Below are 16,367 nucleotides of genomic sequence, written 5' to 3'. Positions count from 1 at the left end.
GCAGCGTCACAAATCTCCTGTGGGAGCGGGTGGTTCACTGCAATGATGGCAATTCAGTTTCAGTTAAGTTCGAATCGCTAAGGTGCTCCTCGTATGCAACACATAAAAATACGGAGACACCCCATGCAAACGCTGACTGCCCTGTTCATCGCCTCGATCCTCACCCTGACCGCCAGCCTGGCCCACGCCCGCGACCTGGGCCCCGACGAAGCCCTGCGGCTGCGTGACGCTGGTACCATTGTGTCTTTCGAGAAACTCAACGCCACCGCGCTGGCCAAACACCCCGGCTCAAAGATCACTGAAACCGAGCTGGAAGAAGAGTACGGCAAGTACATCTATCAGGTGGAGCTGCGCGACCCACAGGGCATTGAGTGGGATCTCGAACTGGACGCTGTCAGCGGACAGGTTCTCAAGGATCATCAGGATACGTAATGAAGGTGTTTTCATGTTCACGCCTGGCGCTGGTGCTCCTGGCATTCTGCTCGGTGGTGCTGGCCCGCGATCTCGATCAGGACGAAGCCCTGCGCCTGCGCCAGCAAGGGGTGATCCTGCCGCTCGAACAGCTGCTGAAACAGGCCATGGACCGCTACCCTGGCTCGAAACTGCTGGAAGCCGAGCTTGAAGAGAAACACGACGTCTACATTTATGAAGTCGAGTTGCTGACCACCGAAGGCGTGGTCCGCGAGCTGGACGTGAATGCCTCCACTGGCCAGTTACTGAAAGACAAGGAAGATTGACCGATGCGTTTGCTCTTGGTGGAAGATCACGTGCCCCTGGCCGACGAACTCATGGCCGGCCTTAACCGCCAGGGCTATGCGGTGGACTGGCTGGCCGACGGTCGCGACGCGGTTTATCAGGGCAGCAGCGAACCCTACGACCTGATCATCCTCGACCTCGGCTTGCCGGGTGTCCCGGGCCTCGACGTGCTGGCACAGTGGCGCGCGGGCGGGCTGGCGACGCCGGTGTTGATCCTCACGGCCCGCGGTTCCTGGGCTGAGCGGATCGAAGGCCTCAAGGCCGGTGCCGACGATTACTTGACCAAACCGTTCCACCCTGAAGAACTGCATCTGCGCATTCAGGCGTTGCTGCGCCGCTCCCATGGCCAGGTCAATCAACCGACGTTGCAGGCGGCGGGCCTGCACCTTGACGAGGGCCGCCAATGCGTGACCCGCGACGGCGCCGACATTCAGCTCACGGCCGCGGAATTCCGCCTGCTGCGCTATTTCATGCTGCACCCCGAGCAGATCCTCTCGAAAAGCCACCTCGCCGAGCACCTCTACGACGGTGAAACCGAGCGCGATTCCAACGTGCTGGAAGTCCACGTCAACCACCTGCGGCGCAAACTCGGGCGCAGCGTGATCGAAACCCGGCGTGGCCAGGGTTATCTGTTCGGCGGCCAAACGCAGTGAGGTCGATCCAGCGCCGCTTGAGCCTGGGGCTGATCAGCGTGATGGTGATCGTCGGCCTGGTGCTGGCGCAAACCAGCCTGTGGCTGTTCGAAGTGGGTTTGCAGCGCTACCTCGAAGCCGGGCTGCGCAACGACAGCGAGAACCTGCTGGTGGCATTGGTGCGCGGTCCCCAGGGTTTGCAGCTGGATGAACGGCATCTGTCACCGGCCTACCAGCGGCCGTTTTCCGGACATTATTTCCGTATCGATTTCGCCGACAACCACTGGCGCTCCCGTTCGCTGTGGGACCAGGAATTGCCACGCCTCGAACAACCCGGTCTTGAGAGCAACCTGCAACTGGGCCCGGAAGGGCAACAGTTGCTGGTGTTGCGCTCGGACTACCGTCGCTTGGGTCAGTCGATCTCCATCAGCGTCGCCCAGGACTACACCCCGGTGCGCGAGAGTTTCAAGCGCATGCAACAAGTAGGGCTGGGATTGGGCCTGGCGGGCTTGCTGCTGATTTTGCTGTTGCAGCGCATTACCGTGCGCCGCGCCTTGCGTCCACTGGAACGGGCGCGCGAGCAGATCGCCCAGTTGCAGCAGGGCCAGCGTTCGCAACTGGACGACCAGGTGCCGGTGGAACTTGAACCGCTGGTGGCGCAGATCAACCATTTGCTCGCCCACACCGAAGACAGCCTCAAGCGTTCGCGCAACGCGTTGGGCAACCTCGGCCACGCCTTGAAAACCCCACTGGCGGTGTTGTTGAGCCTGGCCTCCAGCGCAAAACTCGACGCCCATCCCGAGCTGCGGCAGATCCTCAAGGCGCAGCTGGAACAGGTCCAGCAGCGCCTCAATCGCGAGCTCAATCGCGCGCGGCTGTCCGGTGATGCGTTGCCGGGCGCGCTGTTTGATTGCGACGGGGAACTGCCGGGCTTGCTCGCCACGTTGAACATGATTCACGGCGAACACCTTGCGCTGAGCTATCGCGCGCCGACAGGTTTGCAGTTGCCGTGGGACCGCGAGGATTTACTGGAACTGCTGGGCAACCTGCTGGACAACGCCTGCAAATGGGCGGACGCCGAGGTGCGCTTGAGCGTGGTCGAAACGGCTGCAGGGTTTGAGCTGAGCGTGGAAGACGATGGGCCGGGAATTCCCGAAGACCAGCGCGATCAGGTGTTCAGCCGGGGCGCGCGCCTGGATGAGCAGACGGATGGGCACGGATTGGGGCTGGGCATCGTGCGCGATATCGTCGATACCTGGGGCGGGGTGTTGCGACTGGACGAGAGCGAGTGGGGCGGCCTGAAGGTCATCATCGACCTGCCCAAACGCTGAGTTAACCCTGTAGGAGCCAGCAAGCTGGCCTCTGCAGTGGATCGGAGAACCTCAGATTGTCACCCTTCAAAAATGTGGGAGCGGGCTTGCTCGCGAAGGCCGTATGCCAATCGACATCTTTGTTACCTGACACACCGCCTTCGCGAGCGAGCCCGCTCCCACATTGGAACTGAGGTGAGCGTCAGACGCGAAACTGGTCCATCAGGCTCTGCTGCTGATTCGCCAGACTGTTAAGCGACTGGCTCACTCGCGCCGACTCGTTCGCTTGCCCGGACAGCGACTCGGTCACATCGCGGATCGTCGCGACGTTGTTATTGATCTCTTCCGCCACCGCGCTTTGCTCTTCCGCCGCTGATGCGATCTGCAGGTTCATGTCGCTGATCACGGTCACCGCGTCGCCAATCTGGCGCAAGGCCGTGACCGCCTGGCTGACCTGCTCGACGCTGCCCTGGGCCTGACGGTGGCTGTTGTTCATCGACCCCACCACCTCCTGGGTGCCGCTTTGCAACTGCTCGATGACCACGCGGGTTTCCTCTACCGAATCCTGCGTGCGCCGCGCGAGGTTGCGCACTTCGTCGGCGACCACGGCAAACCCGCGTCCGGCTTCACCGGCTCGGGCGGCTTCGATTGCGGCGTTGAGGGCCAGCAGGTTGGTCTGCTCGGCGATGGCGCGAATCACTTCCAGCACTGAGCCGATTTTCTCGCTGTTCGCCGCCAGGCCTTCGACCTGCACCATGGCCGCGCTCATGTCGGCAGCAAGGTCGTCGATGCTGCTGGTGGTCTGGTCGATCACCGTCAAGCCGCGACGGGTTGCCTGATCGGCGTCCTTGGCCGCCTGTGCCGCTTGCGCGGCGCTGCGGGCGACGTCCTGGGCGGTGGCGCTCATTTCGTGGGAAGCGGTCGCCACCTGATCGACCTGGCGGTATTGCTGCTCCATGCCGGCACTGGTTTGCGTGGCGATCGCGGAGGACTGGTCCGCGGTGCTGCGGGCGTCCTGCACCGAGCGTTTTACCTCGGCGATGATCGGTTGCAGCTTGTCGAGGAAGCGGTTGAACCAGCCGGCCAACTGACCCAGTTCGTCCTGCTTGTCATAGGCCAGCCGCCGGGTCAGATCACCTTCGCCGCTGGCGATGTCTTCGAGCATGTGCGCCACGCCAAGGATCGGCCGGGTCACGCTGCGCGCCATCAACCACACCAGCAACAGACCGATCAATGCCGCCAGCACGCCGAGGCTGAGTTCAATCAGGGAGCCCGTCGTGTTGCTCTCGTCGAGTTGTTTTTTCAGCGCTTGCGCCGGGCCGACCAGGACTTTTTTCGGTACATCGAGCAACACGCCCCACGGCTTGCCACCGGGAATCGGCAGGAACGGCGCCAGCACCTTCAACTGATGCTCGCTGTGCAGGCTTTCGGTTTGACTGCTGGCGGCGAGCAGACGGACCAGCTCCGCGCCGCTGGTCTTGTCCACGGCATCCAGGCGCTGGCTGAGTTTGCTGGCGTCCGGGCTGTAACCGGCGAGCAAGCCGGCCGGGCTGATGATGCTGACGCTGGTCTGGCCGTCATAGAGCTTTTTGCTCGCGCCCTGACTGAGTGCTTGCAGGCTGTTGAGGTTGATGTCCACCGACAGCGAAGCGATGACTTTGCCGTTGAGCATCAGCGGGAAGGCGATGCTGGTCATCAGCACGTTCTGGCCGTCGATCGCATAGAAGTAGGGTTCGATCACGCAAGGCTTGAGAGTCGTGTGCGGGCAGGTGAACCAGGCGTTGGCCGGTTCGCCGCTGGGGCCGGTGCGGGTGTCGGCGATGTCGGCTTCCGGCAGCGCCATCGACGTCACCTTGCCCGGCGTCGGTTGCGACCAGTACAGGGCGAAACGGCCCTTGTCGTTGCTGCCCAGTTCCGCCTGGCCAGCGAACAGTTCGTCCTTGCCGTCCAAAGCGTTGGGTTCGAACACCAAGGACAGGCCGAGCAGTTCCGGGTTGGCCTGCAACGCCGACTTGACCTGGCGGGTCAGGTCTTCACGCAGGTCGAAGGCGTCGAGGAAGCGCTTTTCCGCCTGATCGCGCAGGAACAGCACCTGACGCGAAAAGCCGTGGCCATACTGATAGGCGTCCATGAACTGCTGACGAATGTTCAGCGCCTGGTTTTCGCCCTGTGACTCGATCCGCGCCTGGGCGGCTTCGTTCAACATCTCCATGCTCGAGGCTTTCACCAGCGCGGAGCTGTGCTCCATGCGATACAGCGAAAGACCCACCAGCAGGGTCACGATGCCCGCCAGGCAGAGCCCGGCGAGCAGGGTGATTTTCCATTGAATGGAAAGGTGTCTGATCGACATGGAGATGTCCTTATTCGATAAATATCTGAGACTTTGCACTGTAACGGCTGTCATTCCCCTTTCTTTATGCCGCGGCTGCAATTCAGATCAAGCGCACAAAACCCCAAGGACCGTGTGACTCCGGTGAGGGCGCCGGCTTTGACAAGGCGGTAGCGGTCCGGCACAGTGCGCGCCCTCTAATAAAACCCATTCCCTGATCCGCTGGCGCCTCTTCGCAGACTGCCGGACGGACTCCTTTCGCTTGCCTTGAGGTAACGATGATTAATGCTGTAATTGCCGCGGTCGGCGTCATGCTGGTGCTCAGCCTGTCCCGCGTGCACGTTGTGATCGCGCTGATTGTCGGCGCGCTGGTGGGTGGCCTGACCGGCGGCCTGGGCATCGACGCCACCCTGAAAGCGTTCAACAGCGGCCTCGGCGGCGGTGCCACGGTGGCCTTGTCGTATGCCTTGCTCGGCGCGTTCGCGGTGGCGATCGCCAAGTCCGGCCTGGCCCATGCGCTGGCGGACAAGGCCTTGGCCATGGTCGATCGTCAGCACGCCAGCGGCGGCGGTTCGGTCAAGTGGCTGTTGATCGGTTTGTTGTGGGTGGTAGCCATCGCTTCACAGAACATTCTGCCGATACATATTGCGTTCATTCCGCTGCTGGTGCCGCCGCTGTTGTATGTGCTGACCAAGCTGCAGCTGGACCGGCGCCTGATCGCCTGCGTCATGACGTTCGGCCTGATCACCCCGTACATGTTCCTGCCCGTGGGGTTCGGCAACATCTTCCTCAATGAAATCCTCCTGGCCAACGTCGCCCGCAGCGGCGTGGACATCAGCGGCATCAACGTCACCCATGCCATGGGCATTCCGGCGCTCGGGATGGTGGTGGGGCTGGCGATCGCTTTCATCAGTTACCGCAAGAAGCGCGTCTATGACCTGGAAAAAATCGAGCAGGTCGAGCAGGTCGCCGTGCAGTACAACCCGCTGAGCCTGATGGTCGCCGGTGTGGCCATCGCCGCGGCGTTCATCGTTCAGCTGCTGCTGGATTCGATGATCATCGGTGCGCTGGTGGGCTTTTTGATCTTCTCGGTGTCGGGCATCGTCAAATGGCGCGACACCGACGACCTGTTCACCGAAGGCATGAAGATGATGGCGATGATCGGCTTCATCATGATCGCCGCCTCGGGGTTTGCTGAAGTGATGAAGGCCACCGGCCAGGTGCAGACGCTGGTGGAAGCGTCGGCGGCGTGGATCGGGCACAGCCAGGGCATCGGCGCGTTGTTGATGTTGCTGGTGGGCCTGCTGGTGACCATGGGCATCGGCTCGTCGTTTTCCACCGTGCCGATCCTGGCGGCGATTTTCGTGCCGTTGTGCGTGCAGCTGGGGTTCAGCCCGATTGCGATCGTGTGCATCGTCGGCACTGCCGGTGCGTTGGGCGACGCTGGCTCGCCGGCCTCGGATTCGACCCTCGGCCCGACCTCCGGTCTGAATATCGATGGCCAGCATCACCACATCTGGGACACCGTGGTCCCGACCTTCCTGCATTACAACCTGCCGCTGCTGGCGTTCGGCTGGGTGGCCGCGATGGTCCTCTAACCGCCCAAACCCTTGTGGGGGCGGGCTTGCTCGCGAAAGCGGTGGCTCAGTCGACATAGCCGTTGCCTGACACACCGCGTTCGCGAGCAAGCCCGCTCCCACCCCGAGCGCATTCAACTTTTGGTCTTGCGTGCCGTTAAAGCCTTTAACCACGCCAATAAAATCAAAAGAGTGAACCGTCATGCGCATGAGCCTGAAGGCTAAAGTCCTGTCCCTTGCCGTCCTCCCGGTGTTGCTCTTTGCGCTGATCATCAGTCTGACCACGTTGTTTGTCCTGCAGGAGCAAGCCCACAAGGAAGTCGACGAGACGCGCCAACGCCTGCTCAACGATGCCAAGGCGACCCTGCAAAGTTATGTGGCCGTGGCCATGACCGCGATCAAGCCGCTGTACGACGCCGCCACTCCCGGCGACGACGCGGCGCGGGCCCAGGTGATCAAGTTGCTGTCGAGCATCAGCTATGGCAAGGAAGGTTACTTTTTCGGCTACGACTCCAACACCGTGCGCCTGTTCAAGGCCAACAGCCCCGAAGGCGTGGGCCAGAGTTTCAAGGACAACCGTGATCCGAACGGCGTCTACGTCAACCGCGACCTGGTGAAAGTCGCCAAGGACGGCACTCACTACCTGCAATACAGCTCGCCGTTGCCCGGCAACAGCCAGGTGCTGGTGCCGAAGCTCGGCTACACCGAGTACCTGCCGAAGTGGGACATGGCCGTTGGCACCTCGGTCAACCTCGACGGTATCGAAGCACAAGTGGCGGTGGTCGAAGCCAAGGTCCAGGAGCGCATGGAAGGCGTGCTGCTGAGCATCATCGGCATCGCCGTCGTGGTGCTGCTGGTGATCGCGGCCGTCGGGATGCTGCTGGCCAATACAATCCTGCGTCCGCTGAACCAGATGAAAGCCAACCTGGATGACATCGCGGCGGGCGAGGGCGACCTGACCCGGCGCCTGAGCATCACCAGCCAGGACGAACTCGGCCAGCTCGCCGGGTCGTTCAACCGGTTTGTCGATAAAATCCACGGCCTGGTGCGCCAGATCACCGAGATGACCTCGCAACTGACCGGGCTGGTGAATCAGGTCTCCGATCAGGCGCAGCGCTCGGATCAGGCGATGGAGCGTCAGCGTCACGAAACCGATCAGGTGGCGACGGCGATCAACCAGATGTCGGCAGCGGCACAGGAAGTGGCGAAAAGTGCACAAAATGCTGCCGTCGCTGCGCAGCAGACCGACGCCGAAGGCCAGGCCGCCAAGCGGGTGGTGGCCGGCAGCATCGTCAAGATTCATGCGCTGGTCGACGATATTCGCAGCAGCGGCGTGTCCCTCGACAGCCTGCAAAAGGACGTGTCGTCGATTGTCAGTGTGCTCGGGGTGATCCGTTCGATTGCCGAGCAGACCAACCTGTTGGCGCTCAACGCCGCGATCGAAGCCGCCCGCGCCGGTGAGGCGGGACGTGGTTTTGCCGTGGTGGCCGATGAGGTTCGTGCGCTGGCCAGTCGCACGCAGATCAGCACCCAGGAAATCCAGGGCATGATCGACCGCTTGCAGGCGGGTACGCAATCGGCGGTGGAAGCGATGCGCCGTTCCAGCGAGGCCGGTGACGGCACCTCTGCCCAGGCCAACGAAGCGGGGGCGTCGCTCGACACCATGGCCCAGTTGATCGGCACCATCAACTCGATGAACGCGCAGATCGCCAGCGCTGCCGAAGAGCAGACCGCCGTGGCGGAAGAGATCAATCGCAGCGTGCATCAGATTGCGGTGGCCGTGGACAACGTGGCCGACGAAACCCAGCTCGGCGCCCAGACGTCCCGCAGCCTGGCCGATCTCGGTCAGCGCCTCGGCGGCCTGGTCGGCCAGTTCCGCATCTAGGGTTCAAACACAGACCTGTGGGAGCGGGCTTGCTCGCGAAGGCGGCGTGTCAAGCAACGGGGATGTCGACTGATACACCGCTTCGCGAGCAAGCCCGATCCCACAGGGATTGGCGGTGCCTAGGGTCTGTCCCAATACGGCACCGGCCCAAAACACTCGACAAAGAAATCAATCACCGTCCGCACTTTTACCGACAAGCGCCGGCTCCCGGGCCAGAGCACGGCGATCTGTTGCGGCTCGAGGCTGTTGGACACTTGATATTCCCCCAGCACCGGCACCAGCGTGCCGTTGCGCACCGCTTCGCCGATCAGCCATGACGGAAACATCACCAGCCCCAGCCCCTGTTCGGCGGCCTGGGTGAGGGTGTCGGCGTGGTTGCCGGTGATCGGTCCCTTGACCGAGTAGGGCGTCCAGTCCTGCTGGTCCTGGCGGAAAAACCAGCGTTGCTGGCCGGTCACGCCTTTGTAGGCCAGGCATTGATGGGTCGCCAGGTCGTGGGGGCGTTGCGGAGTGCCGTGGCGTTTGAGGTAGGCCGGGCTCGCGGCCACCTGAAAGCGATGGGGCGCGAGGATGCGTGCCTGCATGCTCGAATCGTGCAGTGGACCGATGCGAAACAGCAGGTCGGCGCCTTCCTGCAATGGGTCGACATAGCTGTCGGTCTGCTGAATATCCAGTTGCAGTTTCGGATACCGTTCGCATAAACGCCCAAGCCAGGGCGTCAGGTGCCGTTGCCCGAATACCACCGGGGCATTGATGCGCACCAGGCCGCTGGGTTCGCTTTGCTGTTCCTGCAACGCTTGCTCGGCTTCTTCCAGTTGCACCAGCACCAGTCGCGCATGATGACCGAGCATGCGCCCGGCCTCGGTGGGCGTCACGGCGCGGGTGTGGCGATAGAGCAATTGCTGGCTCAGCGCTTGTTCCATCAACTGGATCTGCCGGGAAATCGACGACGGCGCCAGGCCTTCGCGACGCGCGACTTCGGAAAAGCTGCCGTGGTCGAGCACTGCGACAAATAGCCGAAGTGCCTTGAATCCCAATTCGTGGAGGCCGTGCATAACCCATCCTGCTGTGCGAGATGCGCAAAAGTGTTGTCAGGATGCTCCCATTTATCGCAAAGCAACACCAGCCGATAATGCGCGCACTTTCCACGCGGAACCCTGTAGGCGCGAGCTTGCTCGCGATGGCTTGTCATTAAACGCAGCGGTGCCTGACACACCTTCGCGAGCAAGCTCGCTCCTGCAGGGGTCGTGTTCAATCCCTTATATTCAGGAGTTCCAGATGCCATCCTCTTCAATCGACATCGCGGCCGCACCCGCGGCCAAACCGGGGATGCGGCTTTTACTGCTGCCCCTGGTCATCCTCGCCGGCATGGGCCTGTCCGTGGAGGCCGGCCTGCTCGGGCCGCTTGGGGTCCAGGTCGGACACTTGTGGGCCACCCTGAGCATCTTCGGCGTTGGCTCGGCGATTCTGTTCCTGCTGCTGTTGTTCAGCGGCCCGCAAAAGGGCCCGGCGTTCAGCGACTTGCCGCGCTGGCAGTTGATCGGCGGCTTTCTCGGGCCGATGTACGTGGTGGTGCTGACCCTGGCCACGCCGCACATCGGCATTGCGATGACGATGATCGCGATTCTTTCCGGGCAGGTCGGCAAAAGCGTGCTGATCGACCACTTCGGCTGGTTCGGCGCCACCCGCAAAAAGGTCAACGGTGAACGTTGGCTGGCGTTGCTGCTGATTGTTGCGGCACTTGTTCTGATTGCTCGGGGTTGATGATGAATCTGATTATTTTGTTGCTCGTGGTGGTCGCCGCGGGTGCGGTATTGAGCGTGCAGGCGGCGATCAACGGACGTCTGGGCGAAACCGTCGGGGTGTTGCGCAGCAGTTTGCTGACGTTCGTGGTCGGCGCGGTGAGCACCGGGTTGCTGATCCTGTTTTTCGAGCCGGCCCATGCCGTGAGCCTGCTGGAGGTGCCGAAATGGCAGCTCAGCGGTGCGCTGTTCGGCGTGGTGTACATGATGGTGATGGTCGGCGCGGTGCCGCGGGTGGGGACCGCGGTGGCGACCGTAGCGGTGATCGTCGGGCAGTTGGGCATGGGCATGCTGATCGATAACTTCGGCTGGCTGGGTAACCCGCAGATCGAGCTGTCCAACAGCCGGATCCTGGCGATGGTGTTGCTGGGGTTGGCGCTGGTGTTCATGTACCGCAGCAATACCCGAAAGGCCTGACGGCTTTTGATTGTGTAGGAGCGAGCTTGCTCGCGATGAACGATAACGTGGTCTAGCTAAAGAATCGCGGCGCCTGCATCGCGAGCAAGCTCGCTCCTACAGAAGCAGAGGCGATGTGCGTCGGGCAGTGGTTTTCGCGTTACCCATGACAACTCCTACACTGGTGAGACGGGTCGATCAGACCCCGACGACCACCACCCCAGGAGTCAGACTCATGATCGATAGCGAAAGTACCTGCGACTGCCCGAAATGCTCCTGCAAACTGGGCCAGCACCCGATTGCGCGCCACGGCAAGCACTACTGCTGCGAAGCCTGCGCCAAGCACCACGAACACGGTGAAGCATGCACGAGCAAGGGCTGCAAGTGCGCCCATGGCTGAGTTCGGGCGCGGGCAAAAAAGTGGAGCCTATTCGGGCTCCACTTCCAGCTTCAAACTTTCATCGTCCTGCCGTTCGGTATGGCGGACGATGCCTGTAAGTCGTCGCCCCTCGACCCGCACCAACACGGTTTTAGCCTGTTCCAGATCCGGCGGTAACGGCGACTGCACACGCAGCGCGAAGCGGGCCGGATCATGCTCGACCTGCTCCAGGGCGACCTGACACTCCGCGCTTTTAGTGACCCGACCGAACAGCGTATCGAGGCCGTAGTCGAGGTGCGCCTTGCTGGTGGGTTGCGTGCTGGTCATGTACCGGTCCCTCCCAATCATTGCCTTCAGTCAGTTCGCCGGGCGCCACTTGACGTTTTCCACCCCGAATTTCTCCGCCATCGGCTTGCTGGTCTTTTGCACCTTTTCCCGGCCGAAGCGCGGGATCCGACCCACGCCGGCGTCACAGCTTGCCCAATGCCAGGCCTCGGCATTGTCCATCTTGTCCAGACGGATAATGAAAGACTTGGGGGCGCCATGAAGGGTGTACTCAATGACGAAAAGTTTTGCGTTGTTCATAAAACCCGTAATCCTCCCTGTGGTAATAGAGGGATCGTCGGGGGGGCGGAAAATTCAGTCGGATTGTCAGACGGCGGGCGCCAGTGGCGACGGGGCTTGCGGCTGGTTACCATGCAGTCTCCGAAAACCCCAATGATTACTGCCCATGGCCCTTGCCGCACCGCCTGACCTGAGTGACACCGATGTGCCTGTGCAACCGCTGGCCCGTACGTACCCGCGCGGGTTGTATATCGAGCCGCACGAACATGTCTGGGGCCAGTTGTTGTACGCCATGAGCGGGGTGATGTGGGTCGAAACGCCTCATGAAGCGCTGGTGGTGCCGCCGCAACGGGCGGTGTGGCTGCCGCCGGGCGTGCCCCACGGGATTCGTGTGGTCTCGGACTTGCAGATGCGCAACATCTACCTGCGACCTTCGTTGGCGGCGACACTGGACGCCACGGTGCAGGTGATCGAAGTGGGCGGGTTGCTGCGTGAGTTGATCGTCGGGTTGGTGGAGCAGGGGGACGATGGCGCGCCGGAGTATTACGAGGCGCTGGTCGGCCTGGCGCTGCTGGAGCTCAAACGGGCCCGGCGCTCGCTGCTGAAAATCCCGCTGCCGGATGATTCAGATCGACGCCTGATGAACCTGTGCCAAGCGGTCATGGCCGCGCCGTCGCTGGAAATCCCGTTCGAACAACACGCGGAAAATGCCGGCGCCAGCGTGCGCACCCTGGCGCGGCTGTTCAAGGACGGCCTGGGCATGGGCTTCGCCGAATGGCGACGTCAGGTGCAATTGGCCACCGCGGCGGCCGAGTTGATCCAGGGCGTGGCTGTCAGCACCATCGCCCGGGAGCTGGGCTATTCGCCGAGCAGCTTCAGCGACATGTTCCGCCGTGAACTGGGTGTCGCGCCTTCACAGTTCTGCGCTGCCCAGTCCTGACACAAATCTCCTGAACCCCACCATTCCCCTGTGGGAGCGAGCCTGCTCGCGAAGAGGCCATCGCATCCAACCTCGATGTTGAGCTTTGGCCGAAATTCAGAAGCACTTGGCCGATGCTCGTCGTGGCCGAGCTCTAGACTCCGCACATACCTCAATTGCCCACGGAGTCTGCCATGAGCTACCTCGTTTCGCTGGTCATCGGTCTGGGCGTCGGTTTGCTCTACGGCGCGCTGGATTTTCGTTCTCCCGCACCACCGGCCATCGCGCTGGTGGGCCTGCTGGGCATGCTCGCCGGTGAAAAGCTGTGGCCGATGGGCCGGCAACTGGTGGCTGGCTGGATCTCCTGAATTTTCTTTCCCTGTTCGATGGACACTCCCCATGAAAGCATTGCAGTTCGATAAAACCGGCGACCTCGCAGCCCTGCGCTATGTCGAAGTGCCGACCCCCGTTCCTGGCGCCGATGAGGTGCTGGTGCAGATCAAGGCCGCCGGTCTCAACCCCAGCGATGTGAAGAACGTGCTGGGGCGTTTTCCCTACACCACGTTGCCGCGCATTCCTGGACGCGATTTCGCTGGCGTCGTCGTAGAAGGTCCGCAGGCAATGATTGGCCAAGAGGTCTGGGGCACCGGCCGGGAGCTGGGGTTTTTCGCCGACGGTTCCCATGCGCAATACGTCAAGTTGCCGGCCAACGGTGTGGCACTCAAACCGACACACCTGAGCTTCGCCCAGGCCGCCAGCCTCGGCGTGCCCTACACCACGGCGTGGGATGCGCTGGAGCGCAGCGGGGTGACGGCGCACACACGTTTGCTGGTCATCGGCGGCGGGGCGGTGGGCAGTGCAGCGCTGGCGCTGGCCAAGGTGCGTGGCGCCCAAGTGCTGGCGGCAGCGCGGCGGCCGGAGCAGGTCAAGGACTTGCAGGCCCAGGGCTATCAGACCCTGCAACTGGATAAACCCGACGACCTCGGTGCACAGGTAAACGCTGTCTACAGCGGTGGCGCCGATGTGATTTTCGACACCACTGGGTTCTGGCTACCGGCCTCCGTCGCAGCCTTGGCGGCGTTCGGCCGAATCGCGATCATCGCCGCGCCGGTGGACGGCCATGTGCAATTGCCGGCGCTGGCGCTGTACCGCAAGGGCGGTTCGGTGGTGGGCATCAACTCGCTGCTGTACGGCGTACAGGCCTGCGCAGCGATGCTCGATCAGTTCGGTCAATTCTTCGATCAGGACCTGCTGCCGCTGCCGAAAGGGTTGTTCGAATCGCCGTTGGCCGAAGGGCTGGAGCGTTATGCCGAGGTGAATCAGGGCAGCGGCGACAAGGTCATTCTGCTGCCCTGACCTTCCACGGGCGAAGGCGCCGTTTCAGTCACGGCTTCTGATCGCAGTCGAAACACCTTAGCCGCCCGAAAGGGCGGTTTTTTTTGCTTGAAACCGATTTCGAAGGCTGCGCGCGACCTCTGTAGGAGCCGGCTTGCCGGCGATGGTCGTCAACGATAACGCTTGCTGCCGGCTTCACCGTGGCGCCTTTTGGTCCATCGCCAGCGAGCTGGCTCCTACACCTTCCCGCGATTTTGTGAAGGTCATTTTTTTTGCCACCGCAGGCGCTCTGTTAGAATCGGCCCATTGATCCTATGAGGTGCCCCCATGAGCGAGCCGATCCGTCTGACCCAATACAGCCACGGCGCAGGGTGTGGCTGCAAGATTTCACCCCAGGTGCTGGAAGTGATCCTGGCCGGCGGCGGGGCGCAGAACCTCGATCCCAGGCTCTGGGTCGGTAACGCCTCGCGGGATGACGCGGCGGTGTATGCGATCGATGAAGAGCGCGGCGTGGTCTCGACCACCGACTTCTTCATGCCGATCGTCGACGACCCGTTCGATTTCGGCCGCATCGCCGCCACCAATGCCATCAGCGACATCTACGCCATGGGCGGCGATCCGTTGATGGCCATCGCGATCCTCGGCTGGCCGGTCAATGTGCTGGCGCCGGAGATTGCCCGGGAAGTGATTCGCGGCGGGCGTGCCGTGTGCGATGAAGCCGGGATCCCGCTGGCCGGTGGCCACTCCATCGACGCGCCGGAGCCGATCTTCGGCCTGGCCGTCACCGGCCTCGTGCAAAAGCGCCACATGAAACGCAACGACACCGCCACCGCCGGTTGCCTGCTCTATCTCACCAAACCCCTGGGCATCGGCATCCTGACCACCGCCGAGAAGAAAGGTAAGTTGCGCCACGCCGACATCGGCTTGGCTCGCGACTGGATGTGCACCCTGAACAAGCCCGGCAGCCGCTTCGGCAAGCTCGACGGCGTGACCGCGATGACCGACGTCACCGGTTTTGGCCTGCTCGGGCATCTGGTGGAAATGGCCGACGGCAGCCACCTGACCGCGCTGATCGAGTACGACCGTGTGCCCCGCCTGCCAGGCGTCGAGTATTACCTCGATCAGGGCTGCGTGCCGGGCGGGACGTTGCGCAATTTCGACAGCTACGCCAGCAAGCTCGGGCGCTTGCAGGAAATGCACAAGCGCGTGCTGTGCGACCCGCAGACCAGCGGTGGTCTGCTGGTGGCGGTCACCCCCGAGGGCAACGAACAATTCCTCACGGTCGCCGCCGAACTGGGCTTGAGCCTTGAACCAATCGGTGAGCTGGTGGAGCGACAGACGAACGCGGTCGAGGTGTCTTGATGTCCATCGACTGCGCCGATTACCGCGACATCTTCCTCAACGAACGGCCGATGATGGACGCTCGTGCGCCGGTCGAATTCATCAAGGGGTCATTCCCCGGTGTGATCAATCTGCCGCTGATGAACGACAACGAGCGGCAGCGGATCGGCACCTGCTACAAGCAGCACGGTCAGCAAGCGGCCATTACCTTGGGGCATCAGCTGGTGTCCGGCGAGATCAAGGCCGCGCGCATCCAGGCCTGGGCCGAGTTTGCCCAGGCTCATCCTGACGGTTATTTGTATTGTTTTCGCGGCGGCTTGCGCTCGCAGATCGTCCAGCAATGGCTCAAGGACGAGGCGGGCATCGATTATCCGCGGGTCGCCGGCGGTTACAAGGCGATGCGCACCTTTCTGCTGGAGACCCTCGATCAGGCGGTGACCGAGTGTGATTTCGTCCTGCTGGGCGGCATGACCGGCACCGGCAAGACCGACGTGCTCACGCAATTGCGCAACGGCCTGGACCTGGAAGGCCACGCCAATCATCGCGGCTCCAGTTTCGGCAAGCGTGCCACGGGGCAACCGTCCAACATCGATTTCGAGAACCGCCTGGCCGTGGACGTGCTGAAGAAGCGCAGCCGCGGCATCGAGCAGTTTGTCCTCGAAGACGAGAGCCGCATGGTCGGCAGCTGTGCGCTGCCGTTGCCACTGTTTCAGGGTATGCAGCAATTTCCGATGGTCTGGCTGGAAGACAGCCTGGAAGGGCGGGTTGAGCGCATCCTGCGCGATTACGTGGTCGACTTGTGTGCCGAGTTCATCGACGTGCATGGCGATGAAGGCTTCGCGCTGTTTTCCGAGCGCTTGCTGGCGAGCCTGAACAACGTGCAGAAACGCCTGGGCGGCGAGCGTCATCGGCGTATGTTGGTGCTGATGGAGGATGCGCTGGCGCAGCAGGCGCGGAGCGGGGCGGTGGAGGCGCACCGGAGCTGGATCGAGGGGTTGTTGCGCGAGTATTACGACCCGATGTATGCGTTTCAGCGGGAAAAGAAGGGCGCGCGGATTGAGTTTGCCGGAAGGAAGGAAGCGGTTTTCGAGTACCTGCGAGCGCGTGGCGGTCGCCAGGGATAATCTATGGGTTGCCGGCCC

Annotated in this window: 16 protein-coding genes and 4 pseudogenes; 15 read left to right on the top strand and 5 right to left on the bottom strand. The window is 62.5% G+C overall.

What is annotated here, in order from left to right:
* The first annotated feature begins 123 nt into the window (after positions 1-123).
* The 4 genes from NTD84_RS03015 to NTD84_RS03000 are packed head-to-tail and all read left to right on the top strand — an operon-like array spanning position 124 to position 2,719.
* The gene (locus NTD84_RS03015; protein WP_262163474.1) at positions 124-432 is read left to right on the top strand and encodes a PepSY domain-containing protein; all 309 of its coding nucleotides are present in this window, start codon (positions 124-126) and stop codon (positions 430-432) included.
* Complete coding sequence (locus tag NTD84_RS03010) at positions 432-737, top strand: PepSY domain-containing protein (protein ID WP_262163473.1); 306 nt, start codon at positions 432-434, stop codon at positions 735-737. Before NTD84_RS03015 ends, NTD84_RS03010 begins: the two co-directional genes overlap by 1 nt.
* Before the next feature lie 3 nt (positions 738-740).
* Positions 741-1,409: a response regulator transcription factor gene (locus NTD84_RS03005; protein WP_262163471.1), complete on the top strand. Its 669-nt coding sequence runs from the start codon at positions 741-743 to the stop codon at positions 1,407-1,409.
* Positions 1,406-2,719, top strand: a complete 1,314-nt coding sequence (locus NTD84_RS03000) for a sensor histidine kinase (protein WP_262163469.1) — start codon at positions 1,406-1,408, stop codon at positions 2,717-2,719. The genes NTD84_RS03005 and NTD84_RS03000 overlap by 4 nt, the downstream gene beginning before the upstream one ends.
* Positions 2,720-2,900: 181 nt before the next feature.
* Here the strand turns inward: NTD84_RS03000 and NTD84_RS29965 are convergent.
* Positions 2,901-3,488 (bottom strand): annotated as a pseudogene (locus NTD84_RS29965) (methyl-accepting chemotaxis protein); the annotation flags it as partial.
* Between the two features lie 270 nt (positions 3,489-3,758).
* Positions 3,759-4,829 (bottom strand): annotated as a pseudogene (locus NTD84_RS29960) (HAMP domain-containing protein); the annotation flags it as partial.
* Between the two features lie 479 nt (positions 4,830-5,308).
* Here NTD84_RS29960 and NTD84_RS02990 point away from each other — a divergent pair.
* The 3 genes and pseudogenes from NTD84_RS02990 to NTD84_RS29950 form a co-directional block, all read left to right on the top strand.
* The gene (locus NTD84_RS02990; RefSeq protein ID WP_262163656.1) at positions 5,309-6,625 is read left to right on the top strand and encodes a Na+/H+ antiporter family protein; all 1,317 of its coding nucleotides are present in this window, start codon (positions 5,309-5,311) and stop codon (positions 6,623-6,625) included.
* A 181-nt stretch (positions 6,626-6,806) separates the two neighbouring features.
* Positions 6,807-7,583, top strand: a pseudogene (locus NTD84_RS29955) (cache domain-containing protein); the annotation flags it as partial.
* A gap of 393 nt (positions 7,584-7,976) precedes the next feature.
* A pseudogene (locus tag NTD84_RS29950) lies at positions 7,977-8,489 on the top strand (methyl-accepting chemotaxis protein); the annotation flags it as partial.
* Positions 8,490-8,608: 119 nt separating this feature from the next.
* Here NTD84_RS29950 and NTD84_RS02980 read toward each other — a convergent pair.
* Positions 8,609-9,544 (bottom strand): LysR family transcriptional regulator, encoded by a 936-nt coding sequence (locus tag NTD84_RS02980; protein WP_262163464.1) that lies wholly within the window; start codon positions 9,542-9,544, stop codon positions 8,609-8,611.
* A 223-nt stretch (positions 9,545-9,767) separates the two neighbouring features.
* Between NTD84_RS02980 and NTD84_RS02975 the strand changes: the two genes are divergently transcribed.
* The 3 genes from NTD84_RS02975 to NTD84_RS02965 all read left to right on the top strand — a co-directional run bounded on the left by NTD84_RS02975 (position 9,768) and on the right by NTD84_RS02965 (position 11,087).
* Positions 9,768-10,253 (top strand): DMT family transporter, encoded by a 486-nt coding sequence (locus tag NTD84_RS02975; RefSeq protein WP_262163463.1) that lies wholly within the window; start codon positions 9,768-9,770, stop codon positions 10,251-10,253.
* A 2-nt stretch (positions 10,254-10,255) separates the two neighbouring features.
* On the top strand, positions 10,256-10,708 hold the full coding sequence (locus tag NTD84_RS02970; RefSeq protein WP_262163462.1) for a DMT family transporter: 453 nt from the start codon (positions 10,256-10,258) through the stop codon (positions 10,706-10,708).
* 214 nt (positions 10,709-10,922) lie between these two features.
* Positions 10,923-11,087, top strand: coding sequence for a metallothionein (locus NTD84_RS02965; RefSeq protein WP_262163459.1), 165 nt, complete (start codon positions 10,923-10,925; stop codon positions 11,085-11,087).
* Between the two features lie 27 nt (positions 11,088-11,114).
* On the opposite strand, the gene NTD84_RS02960 is transcribed toward NTD84_RS02965, so the two are convergent.
* Positions 11,115-11,393 (bottom strand): hypothetical protein, encoded by a 279-nt coding sequence (locus NTD84_RS02960; protein ID WP_262163458.1) that lies wholly within the window; start codon positions 11,391-11,393, stop codon positions 11,115-11,117.
* A gap of 30 nt (positions 11,394-11,423) precedes the next feature.
* Positions 11,424-11,651 carry a DUF6555 family protein gene (locus tag NTD84_RS02955; protein ID WP_008152143.1) on the bottom strand — a complete coding sequence of 76 codons (228 nt, stop codon included), beginning with the start codon at positions 11,649-11,651 and terminating at the stop codon, positions 11,424-11,426.
* 145 nt (positions 11,652-11,796) lie between these two features.
* Between NTD84_RS02955 and NTD84_RS02950 the strand changes: the two genes are divergently transcribed.
* The 5 genes from NTD84_RS02950 to mnmH all read left to right on the top strand — a co-directional run bounded on the left by NTD84_RS02950 (position 11,797) and on the right by mnmH (position 16,349).
* Positions 11,797-12,570, top strand: coding sequence for an AraC family transcriptional regulator (locus NTD84_RS02950; protein ID WP_262163457.1), 774 nt, complete (start codon positions 11,797-11,799; stop codon positions 12,568-12,570).
* Positions 12,571-12,743: 173 nt separating this feature from the next.
* Positions 12,744-12,917 (top strand): XapX domain-containing protein, encoded by a 174-nt coding sequence (locus tag NTD84_RS02945; RefSeq protein ID WP_262163456.1) that lies wholly within the window; start codon positions 12,744-12,746, stop codon positions 12,915-12,917.
* Positions 12,918-12,948: 31 nt separating this feature from the next.
* Positions 12,949-13,905 (top strand): zinc-binding alcohol dehydrogenase family protein, encoded by a 957-nt coding sequence (locus NTD84_RS02940; RefSeq protein ID WP_262163454.1) that lies wholly within the window; start codon positions 12,949-12,951, stop codon positions 13,903-13,905.
* 306 nt (positions 13,906-14,211) lie between these two features.
* On the top strand, positions 14,212-15,246 hold the full coding sequence (gene selD / locus NTD84_RS02935; protein WP_262163452.1) for a selenide, water dikinase SelD: 1,035 nt from the start codon (positions 14,212-14,214) through the stop codon (positions 15,244-15,246).
* Positions 15,246-16,349: a tRNA 2-selenouridine(34) synthase MnmH gene (mnmH, locus tag NTD84_RS02930; RefSeq protein ID WP_262163451.1), complete on the top strand. Its 1,104-nt coding sequence runs from the start codon at positions 15,246-15,248 to the stop codon at positions 16,347-16,349. The genes selD and mnmH overlap by 1 nt, the downstream gene beginning before the upstream one ends.
* Positions 16,350-16,367: the final 18 nt, after the last annotated feature.

The organism is Pseudomonas sp. 14P_8.1_Bac3 (genome assembly GCF_025466085.1).
Lineage (GTDB): Bacteria > Pseudomonadota > Gammaproteobacteria > Pseudomonadales > Pseudomonadaceae > Aquipseudomonas.
Note: the sequence above shows the minus strand (reverse complement) of the source record. Positions and strands in the feature narration are given on the sequence as shown.

Bases quoted from the DNA above. Each gene is read 5' to 3' on its own strand.
- NTD84_RS03015 (WP_262163474.1), top strand. From the start codon at position 124: ATGCAAACGCTGACTGCCCTGTTCATCGCCTCGATCCTCACCCTGACC.
- NTD84_RS03010 (WP_262163473.1), top strand. From the start codon at position 432: ATGAAGGTGTTTTCATGTTCACGCCTGGCGCTGGTGCTCCTGGCATTC.
- NTD84_RS03005 (WP_262163471.1), top strand. From the start codon at position 741: ATGCGTTTGCTCTTGGTGGAAGATCACGTGCCCCTGGCCGACGAACTC.
- NTD84_RS02980 (WP_262163464.1), bottom strand. From the start codon at position 9,544: ATGCACGGCCTCCACGAATTGGGATTCAAGGCACTTCGGCTATTTGTC.
- NTD84_RS02975 (WP_262163463.1), top strand. From the start codon at position 9,768: ATGCCATCCTCTTCAATCGACATCGCGGCCGCACCCGCGGCCAAACCG.
- NTD84_RS02970 (WP_262163462.1), top strand. From the start codon at position 10,256: ATGAATCTGATTATTTTGTTGCTCGTGGTGGTCGCCGCGGGTGCGGTA.
- NTD84_RS02965 (WP_262163459.1), top strand. From the start codon at position 10,923: ATGATCGATAGCGAAAGTACCTGCGACTGCCCGAAATGCTCCTGCAAA.
- NTD84_RS02960 (WP_262163458.1), bottom strand. From the start codon at position 11,393: ATGACCAGCACGCAACCCACCAGCAAGGCGCACCTCGACTACGGCCTC.
- NTD84_RS02955 (WP_008152143.1), bottom strand. From the start codon at position 11,651: ATGAACAACGCAAAACTTTTCGTCATTGAGTACACCCTTCATGGCGCC.
- NTD84_RS02950 (WP_262163457.1), top strand. From the start codon at position 11,797: ATGGCCCTTGCCGCACCGCCTGACCTGAGTGACACCGATGTGCCTGTG.
- NTD84_RS02945 (WP_262163456.1), top strand. From the start codon at position 12,744: ATGAGCTACCTCGTTTCGCTGGTCATCGGTCTGGGCGTCGGTTTGCTC.
- NTD84_RS02940 (WP_262163454.1), top strand. From the start codon at position 12,949: ATGAAAGCATTGCAGTTCGATAAAACCGGCGACCTCGCAGCCCTGCGC.
- selD (WP_262163452.1), top strand. From the start codon at position 14,212: ATGAGCGAGCCGATCCGTCTGACCCAATACAGCCACGGCGCAGGGTGT.
- mnmH (WP_262163451.1), top strand. From the start codon at position 15,246: ATGTCCATCGACTGCGCCGATTACCGCGACATCTTCCTCAACGAACGG.